Raw genomic sequence first — 17,758 nt, 5'->3', positions numbered from 1 at the left:
CCGATAAGTTGCATAATTGTTACATGTCATTGGGTGCTTGCATTAATTCTCTAAGAAGGATATTCCCTTTTTTTGTATAATTTTATTGATAGGTTATTAAAAAGGGGGAAGGGAAAATGAGCATTCAAAATGAATACTTAGAATGTGTCATTGCTAACTTCAAAAGTATCAAGGATTTAGGGGAGAAAATCATTTCTCAGTTGGACATCGAAGAATTACATTGGTCTCCGACGAGCGAGTCAAACAGTATCGCTATTATCATTAAACATATCAGTGGAAATATGATTTCAAGATGGACGGACTTCCTAACAACAGATGGTGAAAAGCCTAATAGAAACCGAGATAATGAATTTGAAGAAGGATACTCCACCAAAAAAGCTCTTCTTCAAGCGTGGGAGGATGGATGGGGGATTCTCTTTGCTACCTTGCACAGCCTAACAGAGGATGATCTGTTAAAAACAATTTATATTCGTGGCGAAGCTCACTCTGTTATAAAAGCTATACAAAGGCAGGTTTCCCACTATTCATACCACATTGGGCAAATCGTTTACATTGGTAAGCAAATTAAAAATGAAAACTGGTCTTCTTTAAGTGTTCCTAAAGGAAAGTCTCTAGAATACTTAGAAGATATGCTTAAACAACATAAACAAAAATGAGAGACTAAAAATGAAGCTGACTCATGACTTGTGAGCCAGTTCTGTTCCCATAAGGTAGCATGATCGGACGGTCCATAGCATACAAAATTTTCGTTTTTGGAGATACCCTTATAGGAATAAAGTTCCGATAGGCAATTCTATTGATGCGTTATATAATGGAAAAAGGAAGGGGGAGAGCAGGTGAATAAGCGATTTGTATGCCGTGTAGCGGAAGATGGACAAATCCTATTACCTCCAGAGATTCATGAGCTTTTAGGCTTTGGTCGAGTGGAATGTGAGGTAAAGGGAGAACGTGTGATATTGAAAAAAACAACGCCGGATTACGTCTTTCAGTGGACCCCTGCATCCGACCGTGATGATCATACATAAATAGGCCGCTTATGCGGTAGACAGGAGCTGTCCGTGAGTCAACGGAGGGGCTCCTTTTTTATTTTTTTGGAATCGAGGGGCTTTGGTGGTGGAATGAGAGAAGAGAGAAGCCGTTCGCTCAGGTACGCTTTGCAGGGAAGCGAATCAAGGCCGCTCCAGGAGAACAGCGAACGTGCCCGCAAAAAGGGGACAGGGATGCTTCTTCATGGAAGGATTGCGGGCAAAACCTCGTTCGCCGTCCTCCTTCCGCTCGGTAGCGCGTACAGACGCTCTCTTGCTTCTCTCTTCTCTCATCCCAACAAAGTTGGGATTCAAAAAATAAAAACCGCGAAGCCAAGCTATAAAAATGCTTGATCGTTAACTGCCCAAACGTGGGTAGGAGTGGAGAAGGCAGGCGTCACGGAACGCCTGTACGCGCTACCAAGCGGAAGGGAGCGGACGCACGGGCTTTTGCCCATAACACTTCTATGATTAACATCCTGCCCTTTTATGGGCGAGTGTGTCAGGTCCCTGAAGCGGCCTTGATTCGCTTCTTTGTAAGCGTACCGAAGTGATAGACGCCTGCCTTCTCCGCTCCTCCACTACACGTTGGGGAGCCTCCAACCCTTCAAGCTCTTTTTTGTAGTTTGTCGTATTTTCCCCCCACATTTGGTAAGATAAGAAGGAAAAGGAGGGCGTTCGCCATACATATTGTTGATGAACAAAAAACAGAGCGTGCCGTTCTGGTTGGATATTATAAGAAGGGCAGTGATGAACGTCGGTTTGCCCTATCGATGGATGAACTTGAAGAACTGACGCAAACCGCGCAGGCTGAAGTGGCCGGTGTGCTAACGCAGGGGCGGGATTATGTCGATGCACGCCTGTACATCGGAAAAGGGAAAGTGGATGAGCTGAATCGGATGGTCGAGCAGCTTGAGGCAGATTTGGTCATTTTCAATGATGAACTAACCCCGATGCAGGTGCGCAATCTCGAAGGTGTCATTCCGTGCAAGGTCATTGATCGCACCCAGCTTATTCTGGACATTTTTGCCCAGCGTGCTCGTTCGCGGGAAGGCAAGCTGCAGGTGGAACTGGCTCAACTGAATTACCGCCTGCCGCGCTTGACCGGTAAAGGGGCCGAACTGTCTCGTCTCGGTGCGGGAATCGGGACGCGTGGACCGGGGGAGACGAAGCTTGAGAGCGACCGCCGTCACATCCGCCGCCGCATCAGTGAAATTGAAGCGCATCTCGATGAAGTAAAACGCCATCGTCAGCTGCACCGGGAACGTCGGAAGAAAAACGATGTATTTCAGGTGGCGCTTGTCGGCTATACAAATGCAGGGAAATCAACGGTTCTCAATCGCCTGACGGATGCCGGTGTACTCGAAGAGAACCAGCTATTCGCCACACTTGACCCGACTGCGCGTCGAGTGACGCTTCCGGGTGGAGAGGACATTGTCGTAACTGATACCGTTGGTTTCATTCAAGACTTGCCGCATCAGCTCGTTGCTGCATTCCGCTCGACACTGGAAGAAGCAGCCGAGGCAGACCTCATCATTCAAGTTGTGGATGCCTCGCATCCAGAGGCGGGGATTCATATGGAAGTTGTGGACGAAGTGCTAGGTGAGCTCGATGCACTTTCCATTCCGCGTCTTACATTGTTTAACAAGATGGATCAAGTATCCGAGCGTCCGGTGCTGCCGACGTCCGGGGAGGCGATGTATGTATCCGCTTATCGCAAGGAAGACATGAGTCGTCTGCTTGTCAAAATCGAAGAAGAGATTAATAAGCAGCATAGCCGGTATGTGCTGCGTATCCCGATTGCACGGGGTGATTTGCACGCTCTCTTGCATCGTCACATGCACGTGCTGAAAGAAGAAGTAAGCGAAGACGGCATGCATTATCATATGGAAGTTCGCGGAAGTAATCTTGGACAAGTATCCCGTGAACTGTCGCACTATATTATCTAGAAGTCGGGAGAGATACACGTGTTTTCGTATTTACCACACGGGGAAGCATTGTCCCCTTACGTTGCGCAGGTCGAAGAGATGATTCAGCCGCGCTTGCGCGAAATTGAGAAAATGGCTGATTTTAACCAATTCAAAGTATTGAAAGCGTTCCAAAAGCATCAAGTCAGTGACTTTCATTTTGCACCATCGACAGGCTACGGCTATGACGATATGGGACGGGAAACACTTGAAAAAGTATACGCCACCGTATTCGGTGGGGAAGCCGCCCTTGTACGCAGCCATATCCTGAGTGGTACTCACGCCATTGCGATTGCGCTGTTCGGTCTTTTGCGTCCGAATGATGAACTGATCTACATCACAGGTGCGCCGTATGACACGCTTGAAGAAATTGTTGGTGTTCGCGGTACAGGCAAAGGCTCTCTCAAAGAGTACGGTGTAGGCTATCAATCCATTCCGCTATTGGCAACTGGAGAAATCGACCGGGAAGCGATTGCGCACGCGATCACAGACCGCACAAAAGTAATCGGTATTCAGCGTTCGCGCGGCTATGCGGATCGCCCATCGTTTACCGTATCCCAAATCGAAGAGATGATCGAATTCGTTAAAGGCATTCGTTCGGACCTGATTGTATTCGTCGATAACTGTTACGGCGAGTTCACGGAAGCTCGTGAACCGCTCGAAGCGGGTGCTGACATTATGGCGGGTTCCCTCATTAAGAACCCAGGTGGCGGCCTGGCGAAAAGCGGTGGCTACATCGTTGGGCGTGCTGACTTAGTTGAGATGGCATCCTATCGCATGACCGCTCCGGGAATTGGAGCAGAAGTTGGCTCGACTCTGTACGGCACGCTGGAGATGTTCCAAGGATTTTTCTTAGCACCTCATGTTGTTGGAGAAGCGCTGAAAGGCGCGGTATTCACAGCTGGTATGCTGGAGGTTCTTGGATTTAAAACGAATCCGCGCTGGGATGCGCCGCGTACCGATCTGATTCAATCCGTTGAGTTTGGTACAGCAGAAGGGTTGATTGCTTTTTGTCAGGGCATTCAGAAAGCATCTCCGGTTGATTCACATGTTGTTCCGCAGCCTGGTGCTATGCCAGGTTACTTGGACCCGGTTATTATGGCTGCCGGTACGTTCATTCAAGGGGCAAGCATCGAACTGTCGGCAGATGGTCCCGTACGCCCGCCATATCTTGGCTTTGTTCAGGGGGGCTTAACAGCTTCTCATGTCAAAGTAGGAGTATTAACGGCACTGAATGAGATGATTGAGAAAAGATTGTGTAAAATCTAAAAAAAATACATGTAAAGTTACCTCACACGTATTGACGAGGAAAGCTGACACGTGTAAAATAAGTTTCAGGAGCAAGGAGATCAAACCGGCGAAAGGAGTAAGAAAATGAACGATGAGCTTCGCCGCAATATGGCTCTTTTTCCGATCGGGATCGTAATGCAGCTTACAGAGCTTACGGCCCGGCAGATTCGATATTACGAACAGCAAGAATTAATAGAGCCTGCGCGCACTAAGGGTAATCAGCGATTGTTTTCCTTTAATGATGTAGACCGCTTGCTAGAGATTAAATCCCTGCTTGAGAAAGGGCTCAATATTGCAGGCATCAAACAGGTGCTAGCAATGAAGGAAACGGGCATGTCTGATGCGACGATCATCAATGAGAAGACAGAAGAGAAGCGCAAGGAATTGACGAACCGTCAGTTGCGCGAGCTGTTAAAGCAGCAGATGATTACACATGCGAACCGACCTGGGCACACACCGCTTAACCGGGGGGAGCTATCCCGCTTCTTCCATTAATATTACAATAAATCACAATGGAGTTTCCTCAGCAGTGAGGGAGAGACTTAAGGAGGCTGTTTGGAGATGGCAAAGTACACAAAAGATGACATCTATCGTTTGGTTGAAGAAGAAAATGTAAAATACATTCGTCTTCAATTCACAGATTTGCTCGGTACAATCAAGAATGTTGAGATTCCGTCAAGCCAGCTGGAAAAAGCACTGGATAACAAAATGATGTTTGACGGTTCTTCAATTGAAGGTTTCGTTCGCATTGAAGAATCTGATATGTACCTGTATCCAGACATCAACACATTCGTGGTATTCCCATGGATTACAGAAGGTGGAAAAGTTGCTCGCTTTATCTGTGATGTATTCACACCGGATGGCAAACCATTCATGGGTGACCCGCGTCAAGTTCTGAAAGCTTCCCTCAAAAGAGCAGGAGAACTCGGTTACGATCAGTTCAACATTGGACCAGAGCCAGAATTCTTCCTCTTCAAACTGGATGAAAAAGGCCAGCCGACTACAGAACTGAACGACCAAGGTGGATATTTTGACTTCGCACCACTTGACCTCGGTGAGAACTGCCGTCGTGATATCGTACTGACGCTTGAGCAAATGGGATTCCATATGGAAGCATCTCACCATGAAGTAGCACCAGGTCAGCACGAAATTGACTTCAAATATGCGGATGCAGTAGAAGCAGCTGACCAGATCCAAACATTCAAACTTGTTGTTAAAACAATTGCACGCAAACACGGTCTGCATGCAACGTTCATGCCGAAACCGTTGTTCGGTATTAATGGTTCCGGTATGCACTGCAACCTCTCCCTCTTCGCTAAGGGCAAAAACGTATTCGAAGATCCGTCTACTGAGCTTGGCTTGAGTGAAACAGCGATGCACTTCCTGGCTGGTATTATCAAGCACGCTCGTGGATTTGCAGCGATCACGAATCCGACTGTAAACTCCTACAAGCGTCTTGTACCGGGCTATGAAGCTCCGTGCTACGTGGCATGGTCTGCGAAAAACCGCAGCCCGCTTGTCCGAATCCCGGCTTCCCGTGGCCTGAGCACTCGTATTGAAGTTCGTAATCCGGACCCGGCTGCGAACCCGTACCTCGCACTGGCTGTTCTGCTTGCTTCAGGTCTTGACGGCGTAGAGAACAAACTGCCAGCTCCGGCATCAGTTGACCGCAACATCTATGTTATGAACGAAGCAGAACGTGAAGAGGCTGGTATCGCAAGTCTGCCAGCTACGCTGAAAGAAGCGATTCAAGAGCTGCTGAAAGATGAAGTAGTATGTGCAGCAATTGGTGAACATGCGCTTGAGCACTTTGTAGAAGCGAAAGAAATCGAGTGGGATATGTTCCGCACAACTGTTCACGCATGGGAGCGCGAGCAGTACATGAATTACTAATCTTGTTCCTTAACCCATAACCTTGCCGCTTTGGCAGGGTTATGCTTCAAAATACAAACGGCAAGGTTATGCTTCAAACTCACAAAACATCCAGTCTTAATCAAGACTGGATGTTTTTATGTATATTTAGTATGGATATTAAGTGTTGACCGACCACGGAATATAGCTAAAAGTTTAACTATAGAGTAATTAGGACTTTTCTATATAGAGCAGATGTTGCTTGACATTAAAGTCGGTAACCAAGTTAGATTGCTCAGTAATTTATATAAGAGTGAAAAATACTCGTGTTATCGCAAGAAATAATTGTTCCTCAGCAAAGTAACTCCTTCCCTGGATAAATAAAGTTGTTCTCTCAAGAATGGGTAAAAGCAGGTTTAAACACCTGATTTCATTCATGCTTTTTCTTTTATCAGGGAAAGCAACACGGGCAGGGAACAATTATTTTTATGGTTACATGTAACAACCAAATAAACTCCTCCCAAAGCTTATAAAGCTGACCTAAAACTTATAAAGTCGTATCAAAAAGCTGAGTGAATTTCGGGTATCTACTCCCGCTTTTCCTCAACTTTTTCTTCCTACGTCCTTTCCCTCATCCCGCTTTTTTTCCTGCTTTTCACCCTGCCTTTCCCTGCCCTCACGGGCTGACTTTATTTACTTTTTTGATCCTAATTTTCTCTAGTTTTCCCCTGGCTTACTCCTGATTTTTAAGACGATTTTATTTTACTACAAGGACTTGAAAATAAGGGTGGAAAAGGGGGAAGCCTTGTGGGAGTAGGGCTGAGAGGGAATTGGTGGGGGTGGGTGGATTGATATGACTTTATTTTTAGGTGACATTGGACTGAAAGAGATTCAGTAGTTTTTGAGAAAGTTCAGAAAGCCGTCGAACAAATAAGAAATATGGGAGGGAAACTGAAAAGGATAACTGTCAGCAGAGTTGGGGCGGTAGTCGGCATGCGAGCATTGTTGGGGAAGCATTTAGATAAATTGCCGAAAACCAAAGAATTTTTAGACCATGTACTTGAGAACGGGGAAAAGTATCGGTTGAGGAAAATCAAGTGGGCAATTCAAGAGTTAGAACAGAGAGGGGAACAGGTGAATGAGTGGAAGGTCTTGAAAAAAGCAGGGATTCGTCCTAAGAATGTTAGTGAGGGTATTTTGAAGCTACTAAATTCATTTAGAGAATAATTGTAATAGGACAGATTTTTTAGATGTCATGGATTAATAAAAAACCCGCAGATTCGCACGTTGCAGTTACTGCGGGTAAGAATTCAATTATGGTGATTCGATCTTTTGATATACTATTTCATCAATATCTTTCATGATGTGAGTAAAACCTTGATTTTTGAAGTCGAAATTCCATTTGTATAGTGAGTTGAAAGTCCCATAGCGATTTTGTGTTAGTTGTCCATTTTTTGAGTTACGCTGTCGCAAAAAACGGCTATTTTATCCCTCAACTCATTTAAATCGGTTTGAGACAACTTTTTATTTTTATCCAACAATACTTTTAAAACGAATTCTTCGTAGTTGAACTCCCAATAAAACTCAATGTCACATCTCAGGATTTTCTTCTTGGGCCAACCATCTCTCCAATTCATAACTGGATTGTTACTGCCGCTATATATATTCCATTAATCAAAACGTTTTGAATGTCGTTTTAATTCAAAATAAATGTAGTGAAACAGCGGGAACCAAGTGCGGTATCCTCGGTTTTTCCAATACCCTTCGTCTCTAATCTCAGGAGCCTTCTCTAATTCTTTTAGTAGGCATATTCTCCTAAAGTTCTTATCTATGTACTTGATACCCAACAATATGGACAAAGTTGCCGTTCAACAAAACCCCTCCACTGTTTATTTCGATATTCGTTTATACAACTATAAAAAGCTAAAACCAACTAAAACAATATGCCGTATACAAATTATTGCTATCTCGTTAAAATGATAATACAAGCAATTACAGAAAATGGTGTCTTTAAAGGATATATTATTGTAGGAGGAACAAAGAAAATGAAACTACAAATTGAAAAATGGGTTGATAAACTTAAACCATTTGACGCTAATGCCGAAGAGTTATTTCGAGAATCTGTTATCTGTTATAAGATAGGTGCATATAAATCGGCATTTCTTATGTCATATCTTGCTTTTAAAATTACTATTAAAGATAGGATTTTGAACTGTACCTATAGACCAGACTTATATCAGGGAAAAGATGCAGAGTGGCAAGAAAATATTTTAAAGCCATTAGTAGATGATGACACATGGGAGAAGCATTTAAATCAAATAATTGAAGCAGACCCTAACCCTACATCAAGGTCATACAGTAGGGCAATTATTTTATTTGAAAATCGTGAAGAAGCAAAAAATGAATATAACTATTGGAAGAATATAAGAAATAAATGTGCTCATGCAAAGAAAGGTACAATTGATAGCTCGACGGTTGAATGTTTTTGGAATTATGTCCAGGATAACTTAAGTAAGTTCTATGTACTTGGTGGAAAAGAGTATCTTGTAGAGAGATTATTGGATTACTACAAGTATCGTGATATTGAAGACGATCAAAATAAAATACTGCTGATTAATGATATTAATATTGTCTTTAAGCACGACTCTCAAGATTTTTTCTCGAAATTTTTAGAACGATTTAATAGTAGTGTGCACTTTGTGATAAATGCTCATAATGCTGACTTTTGGAAAGATATTGTTGAATCACAATTTGAGAGTATTCAAGAGGGTTTTGTGAGAAGTATAATGCGTGACTCCAATTACTTCATAAGCTTCTATGAACATTTTCCCCAAATACTAAATTTAGCAGTTTCCTTGGAGAGGAGATTTATAAAAGATTCTCTGTCAAAATGGATGGGAAATTGGTTTGGTTTCATAGCTGGTAGAAGAAATACAATTTTTTGGGACATTTTATGTGTACTATTGAAGGATTACTCAAGTGAAATTGATATAAATGAAACTTCACGAATAGACCTTAGTATTATAAGAGGTGTAGACTTTGATGACGAAAAACTTGAAGTATTGAAAAAACATAGGGTATTTAATAAATTTATACTTCGTAGTGGTTCATATTTTTTTGCTGTAGATTTTGACAGTATAGGAAGAAATACTGGAAGCAGGGAGAGGGAAGTTATTCCATGGTTTGAGTATGCGGAATGGGATGAAGAAATGCTCCTTGCTATGAATAGAGCATTTAGAGAGTTGAACAGAAGAATCGAATCGCTAAGGAATTCTATGTATGGATCATGGGAAATTACAAGAAAGAGAATTTATTGCGAATTAATCCAAACTTATAAGGATAGAATTGACCTTACTTTGTTAGAAACCCTGGATGATTTAGAAGATGAGTTTAAAGAATTAATTATGGGAAATGCAAAGTAAAGGAACAGTTTCAAAAGAGGGAATTTTATAAGCGGTTTTCATAGTCAATAAGCATAAAAAATCTATAGTCCGTTTGGGTTAGTTTTTCTTCTTACGGTATTATTGTTTATATGATAGGGAGGTTGAAGAAAGCGGTATGCATATTTTGGGAATCGACTGTGGGTTGTCGTACACAACTAATTCAACTGGATTATGTCAAATCGTTAATCAACAAACGAAAGTATTCCGTACTTTTTCGGATAAGATCAGCAAATTAGAGGTGCTAAACTTGGATAGGGAGATAGATCTCATTTGTGTAGATGCTCCTTTATTGCCCAACACTTATAGCAATAAGAGAGTTGATGGAAACGCTATTCGTGTAGTAGAGACACTTTTCACATTAGGCAAGGTATTCCCTTCACGTTGTAAACCTGGTCATACGCATTCCAAGAATACTTATGACGGCCACAATAAGATTGTCGGCAATACGGGCTATGGGTTACGTCGAGCAGGTGGTGATACAGTTGTTCAATTCATTGAGTATCTGTCAAATAAACAACATCTTATCACCAATTTTCCAAAAGTTGAACCTGATAATAATTTTATAGAGACTTGCCCCAATGTCGTATTGGGAATTCTCCTTAATGATAATGATTATAACCAATTACCTCCAAAGAAAAAAGGTCGTAGGGACACTTTTGACCGTTTATATGATTACTGTCAGAAAAATCGTCTCTTTGAAAAACTTCGTGCATCCAGCACTTTCTTAGATCATTCAATATGGACGAGTTTGAGCCAAGAAATGGATCATGAAAAACGAGCTGCTCTAATCTGTAGTTTGATAGGTATGCTTGTTCTTAATGAATCCTATGTCGCCATTGGAGATGATGATACTGGATATTTCTTTCTTCCACCAATGGATAGTTGGAGAGAGTGGGTTAAGAATGAACTTCAAAAGAGCGTGGATAGGTATATTGAGAAGAATGGCAATGTGCCTATTATCTTTTGGAGTAACGGTCAAAGATATAATCTTAAAGATAGTAAATATAACTATAAGTTGCCAGTCTGAGAATCAAAATTTTGAAAAATTAAATCCTAGCCCCTTTTGGGCTCATCCCTACTATTCAAAGCTTATAAAGTCGTGTTAAAAAGCCGAGCGAATTTCAGATCATCACATCTGACTTTCCTCGGCTTTTTTCTCGGATCATTTTCCCGCACCTAAGCCCATATATAGAGAAGTTGGAAAAGGCATGTCCTTTTATGATTTAGAACACTACCGTTTTTTGGATAATCCCGCTAACTCATACCAAACTATTGTCATGAATTGTCATGTCTTACCGACCTTTGAATCATCTTAAATCACAAAAAAACTAATATTTTTAAAATTAGGAAGAAAAAATGGTAAAATAACTTCTAATAGGAAAGGGGGCATTGAGATGAATATAAGCTATGAATTAGCATTGACTATTATTTTTTTCATACTACTTATCGGTGGGATATTTTTCGTCAAGCACATGATAAATATGCAAAGTGAGCAAGCGGTGGCAGACTTCATTATGACGGTTGGTATTGAACTGATTGTCACTTCATTTGGAACGTTTGATGATAAAGTGTTTGCATTTTTAAGCCATAATGAAGTGCAAAATAATCTCGTTCAATTGGGGACAGGAGGTGTGCTTTTCCTTATTGGTTTGTTTTTGATGTTCCATGTTAAGAACAAGATGTACATCATGAACATTAACGGAATGTTTCACCAACGAAAAATTGAAAACCATCACAAGGATGTCGGCATGAATTCATTTCAGTTCAAAGAAAAAGAAATCGATTTTGTTCGACAATATGGACGAGGTGTGAATGAACACATATCAAATGATATTGTCGAAGAAATTGAGCAGAAGGTTAATGCTTTCAAGATGGAGAGCAAGGACAAGAAACGTGGGTATACAGGTGTTGCATCGATTCCATTTGTGATGATGGCTGGAAAATTTTTCGAACGGGAGCGTATGGATGAATACTTCGAATACAACAAGTTTGAGCAGACGTACTATCAGCTTATTAAAAAGCCATTCAGGAAAAGTTATCCCCAATTAACGACACAGGTTCAGGATCCGTTTGCTTCAATCGATGCTTCTACTTGCGACGAAGTTGTAGTAGCAATTAGTCTCACTGCACAAATTTCAGACGAGCAGTTGTCGCAATTTAACTGTCCTTGCATCCATCTTGCTGTTTCTGGATCAACAGACAACCTCATCATATACAAAGAACAGTTGCAGGAATATGTGAATACTGCCTACAATTTGCTAATGAAAGTGGATCGAAAATTACCAAAACTCCAAAATATTCATCTCGTCATATCAGGTCAAAGTTGTTTTGCTTTTGAATTGGGCAAGTTGATTGACGATAATCGCATGAAAGCCATTGTCAACTATCAATACAACGTTCAATCAACGCCAAAATATCCGTGGGGGATTGTTCTAAACGGTCAAAGGAAAGGGCAATTTATCTTATTTGGATGAGGTGATGAACGATGTCAACTAGCATGTATAACGCAAGTGCTAAATTTAATGCATTTTACAATGATCATGTTGTGCTTCGAGCAACAGATCAAACGGAGCTAAAAGAAAAGAAAGACTTAAACATAGATAGGCTAGTGTCTGGACTAGCTGAATATAACGAAGAACATAAAACGAAACACACTCTGATTGATCACAAAATACAAGGCAGTATGGCAATGAGCACCATCGTACAAAATGAAGAAAATGAATATGACATCGATGTGGCGATCATCTTTAACAAAGACGACCTTCCAGATGGAACAATCGCAACAAAAAACATAATCGTTGATGCATTAGAACGAAAATGCAAGAGATTTAAAACAGAGCCAGAAGCAAAAACGAATTGTGTCCGGGTAGAATATGCGAGTGGATACCATATTGATTTTGCCGTATATCGCAAATCTACAGACGAAGATGGCAATGACGTGTACGAACATTGCGGCAGTGCTTGGCGAAATCGAGATCCAGAAGTTATTACAAAATGGTTTAATGATAGTAACACTGATTCAAATGGAAACATTCGCAAAGTGGTTCGCTTGCTCAAGATGTTTTGCAAATCAAGAAGCGGGTGGTCAATGCCTGGAGGGTTAATCCAATCCGTATTGGCTGAAGAATGTATTCAATCGAAAGACCGCATTGATGAAACTTTCTACTATACGATAAAAGCTATTCGAGATCGCCTTGAAGATAACAAGGAAGTATATAATCCAAAGGATTCTGACTCTAGTTTGCTTTTAAATGCAAAAGACCATCAAAAGGTAAAGAATTTACACACAAGGCTTACAAACTACATTAGTAAACTGGATGTATTATTTAAAGATGACTGCACCGAAAATCAGGCATTCTCAGCATGGAAAGATTTTTTCAACCACTCCTATTGGGGTGAGTTGATTACGGAAACTGCTGAAAATCGTATAATGCTGGCGAAAAGTTATGGGGGATATACTGTTGAAATTGTAGCACAGGTAGAGTGGAATCCTGGAGAATTTATTCCTCTGAATGAAGTGTTGGGACCCATTCCCAAAGACAAATACATTCAATTTACTGCTATACCAAGCTTTTTCGACTTTTCAAAAGTGGAATGGGAAGTCGTAAATGATGGTGATGAATGTGTAGAAGAAAAAGACCTTGGACATTTTAAGGAGGGAATAAGCGTCAGAGAACATACTGCTTATCGTGGGGTTCACAAGATGATTTGTAGGGTGTATCGACAGGGGAATATTGTATGTGAAGATTACGTTAGAGTGCAGATCAAATGACCAAATAAAAACCCAAATATAAGGTTAGTTTTTAATATTCTGAGAGAATTGAATGAGAACGCTCAGTGGCGGTATCGTTTAATTTTAGAGTCCATACCCCTATTAAACCAAATCCCTACTGTGTAACAACCAAATAAACTCCTCCCAAAGCTTATAAAGTCGACCTAAAACTTATAAAATCGTATCAAAAAGCCGAGCGAATTTCGGGTATCTACTCCCGTTTTTCCTCGGCTTTTTTTCTACTTCAAGAGGGGCGTAGACCCGTAAATCCCTGATAAATCAGGCTTTTCCTCAACTGTGTATTTTCTTGAATTTTTATCAATAAGATCTTGATAATACATATAAAAGGGGTTTTTGTTCTTTTGGTTCTTAATTGCTATCAAATTCACAAGGATAGTGGAAAATTATTTTGATAGAAATTTTTCAATTACTGGCTTAAGTAAATTATCAATTTCATACATTAAAATTTGTGCCCCATCCCTAAATAAAATTGAATTTTGATATTCAGTTATTGTAATAAACTCAGGACCTACTATTTTTTCCCAAGGATCATTACTGAATTTAACTTTGGGTTCCTTATCTCTATAATTAAATTCTGGTATTCCATAGTAAGTAATAAATAAACTCTCAAGAAATTTTAAAATGTTTTCTACTAATTTTGGAGGATTAACCGCATCCAAACATTCGGGAAAGTTGACGTAAGGCATTTCATTAGTAGTCTCTAGAACATGTACTTGGGCAATGTATATTTTCTTAGTAGCGCTTGTATGTTTGTTAATTTGTGTTAATGCACTATGTCCCCCTATGAATCTATTTTTAATGTCCATTGTTTCACCAACATAAACTAACTTTTCAATAGTCATGGAGTTTGAGTCTTCAATAAATTTGAAAGCATTTTCTTTTTCTTTCACATCTGCTAAAAATTCTTCTGCATCATCTATATTGTTCCTATCAAACTTTTTAGTAACAGTTATAAAATAAATAAATGAGGATAATTTATCTATTTCGTAAACTGAAGGGAGTCCAGCGCGTAGCTGTTCAAACGCTTTAGTCACTTTGTCCATCAAGGTATTGTAATCTGATATCTGCTGGTCATTCTTTATAAAGTTAATTATTTCATGTACTTCTAAGTCCTTTATTATTGATAATCTATAGGCTCTTGGTGTAAAGCCCCCGCCTTTAGGGTTGAGATTAAAATCAGGATTTTTTTTAACCATTTCTATAAGCCATGTATTTACTGTCTCCATGTTTTGTACCTCCATAGAAAATATTGGATATATTTATTATACTTGCAATTATAAGTACCGTCCAAATTAATGCTTTAAAATATTTCGCTATTAGAACCGTTACGGTGAATCATATCTAATGAAAAGACTCCCTCGTAACAAGAAAAAGCCTATGGAAATCTCCGCATGTTTTTTAATTCAAAATAGTCTTTCAAACCTGTTATTATAACCTTATTTCGATATATCGCGATGAACCGTATCGCAAATAGTGGAAATATTGTTGAACTATCGGAGATCGATAGTGAAATAAACCGAAGTCAGTCTAACACTTTATTGTCGTGTTTTGACTGGCTTTTTGTACGGAAGGACCGAATAGTCTACTACTTATTTTTCTAAGGCAAGAGTTTATTTTATACAGAAACTGCGTCAAATCAACAATATTAGTCTAGTACTTTATTTTCTACGGACAGCAGACGAATGATACGCTGTTACTAGGTACTCTTTACAAGAGCCGTTTAAAGTAGCTAACTGCCCAGTTCACCTAATAACCAATTATATTACTTATTATCACAATCCTTCCTCATGATACTTTACAATGTCTATTTGTGTTAAAATAAGGTAATTCATTAGGAAATAAGGGGGAGTGGTAGCTTTGTTAAAGGAAGAAGATGTTATAAGGTATATCGAGATGGCTAGAGCTAGAGAAAAAGTAGAAAACCCAAAGATTGAGTTAAAGAGAGAATGGTGGAAGCTAGAGGGGGTGGAAGGACAAGAGGAGTTTATTAAAGATGTAGCAGCTATGGTTAATACACCTGGTGAAGATGGATACTTCATAATTGGTATAGATGAGGAAAATGGAGAACTATATGATGCCCCTTTTCCTAGCGAGGGGAAATATAATGACCCAGCTAAATTAGGACAATTAGTATACAGAAAAATTCAAGAGCCGATGACTATAGAAAGCTATCCATACATTGTAGAAGGTCGTACAATATATGTACTAGAAGTACCTCGTTCTTTCAACAAGCCCCATATTATTAAACAACATAAGAACATACAAAATTTTATACCAATACGGAAATCTACGGGGACTCGTCCAGCAGATAAATTTGATTTAGATTTAATGTATTTAGAAAGAAATAAAATTGTTGTTCCTCCGTACAGATTAGATGTACATGTTGCTAATCCTACTAACATTTCTTTTAACGGGGTTGATGAAGGAAAGGCAAATTGGACTTGTATAATAAATGTTTTAAACACGGGTATCAATATTAATATGATTGTAAGTGGTGAATTAGTTTTATTAGAAGATTCAACTGAAATCGCAGTTCTACAACATACTAATTATTTTATTCCAGGTCAAACAGAGCGGTGGAATAGAATTAAAGATAATACCTATATAAAAATACCACCTAATGATATTGTACGAGCAAACATTGGTTTTTGTTTTGAGAACTATTCAATTAGGGACTATGCGGCAACTTTACTTGTTGAAGGAAGCCTGAAAGGCTATATGAGATTAACGGATGTATCAGGGAACATAATTCGTACAAAAGAAGTAAAGTTGACCTAACTTTAAAAGAAGGACCATTATTTTAAAGGGAAAATTTACAAAGAGATATTTTCAAAATTTTTATTGGTATAGTTATACAATATAATTCGAATTAAGGATAGGAGCAAATGCTATTCACTACCTGATTAGATGTGATTGGAAAATATAAAATATTATCACTGTCTACTCAGCACATGTGGAGTGCGTGGTAAGGCTATATCGGGAGGTGTAACCAATAAATAAAGTTCTGCTATTTTAAATAAACATCTGCCAAAATCGAAATAAAGTTCTGCTTTTGGCAAGTATAAAGGAAAGAGGGGAAAGGGCGAAACCGAGTCCTATCAAGCCTTTTCTCCTGTTTTTTTATCAAAACAGTATTACGAAAAAAATAAAGTTCTGACAGAAAAAATGAGAGTAAAAACTCGAAAAAAGCCAGATTTGTAGCAAGCCTTTATTTAATCACTCGACGATGGAATACGGGCCGGAGGGTTGTTTTTTGTCAGGACTTTATTTATTCTGTACAGGAGAATTAATGCCGATGTACAAGAGACTTCGGATATTTGAATGTACTCTTATATGCTTTAGTGAGGTGTGCACATTTAATAAGAAATAGGTAGGTGAGTTAAAATGAATCAGGCATATAAAAATGTTGCTTTGGAAAATTCGTATTGTCTATTCTTGGATTTACTAGGATTCAGTCAAGAGATTATTGATAATAGTAATAATGCAACTTCACAAAATCATCTCATTCGCTTAATACAAGCAATAGAAAAGGGGATGTCAAGATTTTCGGAAACTGATGACTATAGTTTAAAATTGTTTACTGATAATATAGTGATTGGTATCCCTTTTAAGAAGCTTACCGAAATTGCTGCTTGGTGTCCTGAAGATGAGGTTAATAGTTATTCAGGCTACGCTTCAGGAGATGTATTATCTGAGATATATGAAGATTATTTTAATAAAATTGTTGAGCAAGTAATTTATTACCAATTAACAATGATCCTTGAAGGTTTTTTTGTGAGAGGGGGATGGGATTACGGTAAGCTTTACATGGATTCTAAGATTGTATATGGAAAACCTTTGATATCAGCATATAAATTAGAATCGGACTATGCAAAATATCCGCGAATAGTTCTGGGTGAGCGAATTATAGAAATGATAGATAGAATGATATACAACAAAGAAGTTTTGGCGCCTTTCCCATACAACAGGGAATTTGATATATGTGGAAATTCAACTATCCCTTATGTTCTGAAAGGAGAAGAAGGAATCTATTTTGTTAACTATCTTTTTTCGGTAATCAATTTGGCTGATAATACTTATGATATAGATAAATTGTTACAGCATAAGGAAATAATTCAGAATAAAATTACCCTATTTAAATCAAATGAAAGAATTCTTAGTAAGTATTGTTGGAGTGCATTTTATCACAATAGGTTTTGTGAGTTATTTATTCAAACTAAAATGGGAATTAAGGATATTGAACATTTGATTATTAAAGAAATACCATATGTATCCTCGGATTGGGATATAGGTTGGGTGATATTAGAGCATTCTGGATTCCAGTGATTTTTTTCACTGTTGGCCTTATGTAACATGGAAACAAATATTTTGAAGTAATGGTAATATCAT

The 17,758-nt window shown here is 39.3% G+C and carries 13 protein-coding genes and 1 pseudogene; 13 read left to right on the top strand and 1 reads right to left on the bottom strand.

Annotation, left to right across the window (positions count from 1 at the left end; genetic code table 11):
* Window positions 1–116 precede the first annotated feature (116 nt).
* The 11 genes and pseudogenes from PO771_RS11440 (at window position 117) to PO771_RS11390 (ending at window position 13,348) form a co-directional block, all read left to right on the top strand.
* The gene (locus tag PO771_RS11440) at window positions 117–656 is read left to right on the top strand and encodes a DUF1572 domain-containing protein (protein WP_272559800.1); all 540 of its coding nucleotides are present in this window, start codon (window positions 117–119) and stop codon (window positions 654–656) included.
* 180 nt (window positions 657–836) lie between these two features.
* Window positions 837–1,025 (top strand): hypothetical protein, encoded by a 189-nt coding sequence (locus PO771_RS11435; RefSeq protein ID WP_272559798.1) that lies wholly within the window; start codon window positions 837–839, stop codon window positions 1,023–1,025.
* Window positions 1,026–1,651: 626 nt separating this feature from the next.
* The gene (gene hflX, locus PO771_RS11430) at window positions 1,652–2,974 is read left to right on the top strand and encodes a GTPase HflX (protein WP_422664941.1); all 1,323 of its coding nucleotides are present in this window, start codon (window positions 1,652–1,654) and stop codon (window positions 2,972–2,974) included.
* An 18-nt stretch (window positions 2,975–2,992) separates the two neighbouring features.
* Entirely contained in the window at window positions 2,993–4,261 is a 1,269-nt protein-coding gene (locus PO771_RS11425; protein WP_272559797.1) for a methionine gamma-lyase family protein, read from the top strand.
* 105 nt (window positions 4,262–4,366) lie between these two features.
* Window positions 4,367–4,777 carry a MerR family transcriptional regulator gene (locus PO771_RS11420; RefSeq protein WP_272559796.1) on the top strand — a complete coding sequence of 137 codons (411 nt, stop codon included), beginning with the start codon at window positions 4,367–4,369 and terminating at the stop codon, window positions 4,775–4,777.
* Window positions 4,778–4,843: 66 nt separating this feature from the next.
* Window positions 4,844–6,175 (top strand): type I glutamate--ammonia ligase, encoded by a 1,332-nt coding sequence (gene glnA, locus PO771_RS11415; RefSeq protein ID WP_272559795.1) that lies wholly within the window; start codon window positions 4,844–4,846, stop codon window positions 6,173–6,175.
* 846 nt (window positions 6,176–7,021) lie between these two features.
* Window positions 7,022–7,360, top strand: a pseudogene (locus PO771_RS11410) (TnsD family Tn7-like transposition protein); the annotation flags it as partial.
* 818 nt (window positions 7,361–8,178) lie between these two features.
* Complete coding sequence (locus PO771_RS11405; protein ID WP_272559794.1) at window positions 8,179–9,555, top strand: hypothetical protein; 1,377 nt, start codon at window positions 8,179–8,181, stop codon at window positions 9,553–9,555.
* Between the two features lie 136 nt (window positions 9,556–9,691).
* Window positions 9,692–10,603, top strand: a complete 912-nt coding sequence (locus PO771_RS11400) for a hypothetical protein (protein ID WP_272559793.1) — start codon at window positions 9,692–9,694, stop codon at window positions 10,601–10,603.
* Window positions 10,604–10,970: 367 nt separating this feature from the next.
* Window positions 10,971–12,050 (top strand): SAVED domain-containing protein, encoded by a 1,080-nt coding sequence (locus PO771_RS11395; RefSeq protein ID WP_272559792.1) that lies wholly within the window; start codon window positions 10,971–10,973, stop codon window positions 12,048–12,050.
* Window positions 12,051–12,061: 11 nt separating this feature from the next.
* Entirely contained in the window at window positions 12,062–13,348 is a 1,287-nt protein-coding gene (locus PO771_RS11390; RefSeq protein ID WP_272559791.1) for a cyclic GMP-AMP synthase DncV-like nucleotidyltransferase, read from the top strand.
* A gap of 404 nt (window positions 13,349–13,752) precedes the next feature.
* On the opposite strand, the gene PO771_RS11385 is transcribed toward PO771_RS11390, so the two are convergent.
* Window positions 13,753–14,595, bottom strand: coding sequence for a hypothetical protein (locus tag PO771_RS11385; protein WP_272559790.1), 843 nt, complete (start codon window positions 14,593–14,595; stop codon window positions 13,753–13,755).
* 631 nt (window positions 14,596–15,226) lie between these two features.
* Between PO771_RS11385 and PO771_RS11380 the strand changes: the two genes are divergently transcribed.
* Both PO771_RS11380 and PO771_RS11375 read left to right on the top strand, forming a co-directional pair.
* Entirely contained in the window at window positions 15,227–16,147 is a 921-nt protein-coding gene (locus tag PO771_RS11380; RefSeq protein WP_272559789.1) for an AlbA family DNA-binding domain-containing protein, read from the top strand.
* A gap of 606 nt (window positions 16,148–16,753) precedes the next feature.
* Window positions 16,754–17,695, top strand: a complete 942-nt coding sequence (locus PO771_RS11375; RefSeq protein WP_272559788.1) for a hypothetical protein — start codon at window positions 16,754–16,756, stop codon at window positions 17,693–17,695.
* The last annotated feature ends 63 nt before the right edge of the window (window positions 17,696–17,758 follow it).

The sequence above is a fragment of the Aneurinibacillus uraniidurans genome, from assembly GCF_028471905.1.
GTDB lineage: Bacteria > Bacillota > Bacilli > Aneurinibacillales > Aneurinibacillaceae > Aneurinibacillus > Aneurinibacillus uraniidurans.
The sequence above is the reverse complement of the archived record's forward strand: the minus strand, read 5'-3'. Positions and strand labels throughout refer to the sequence as shown.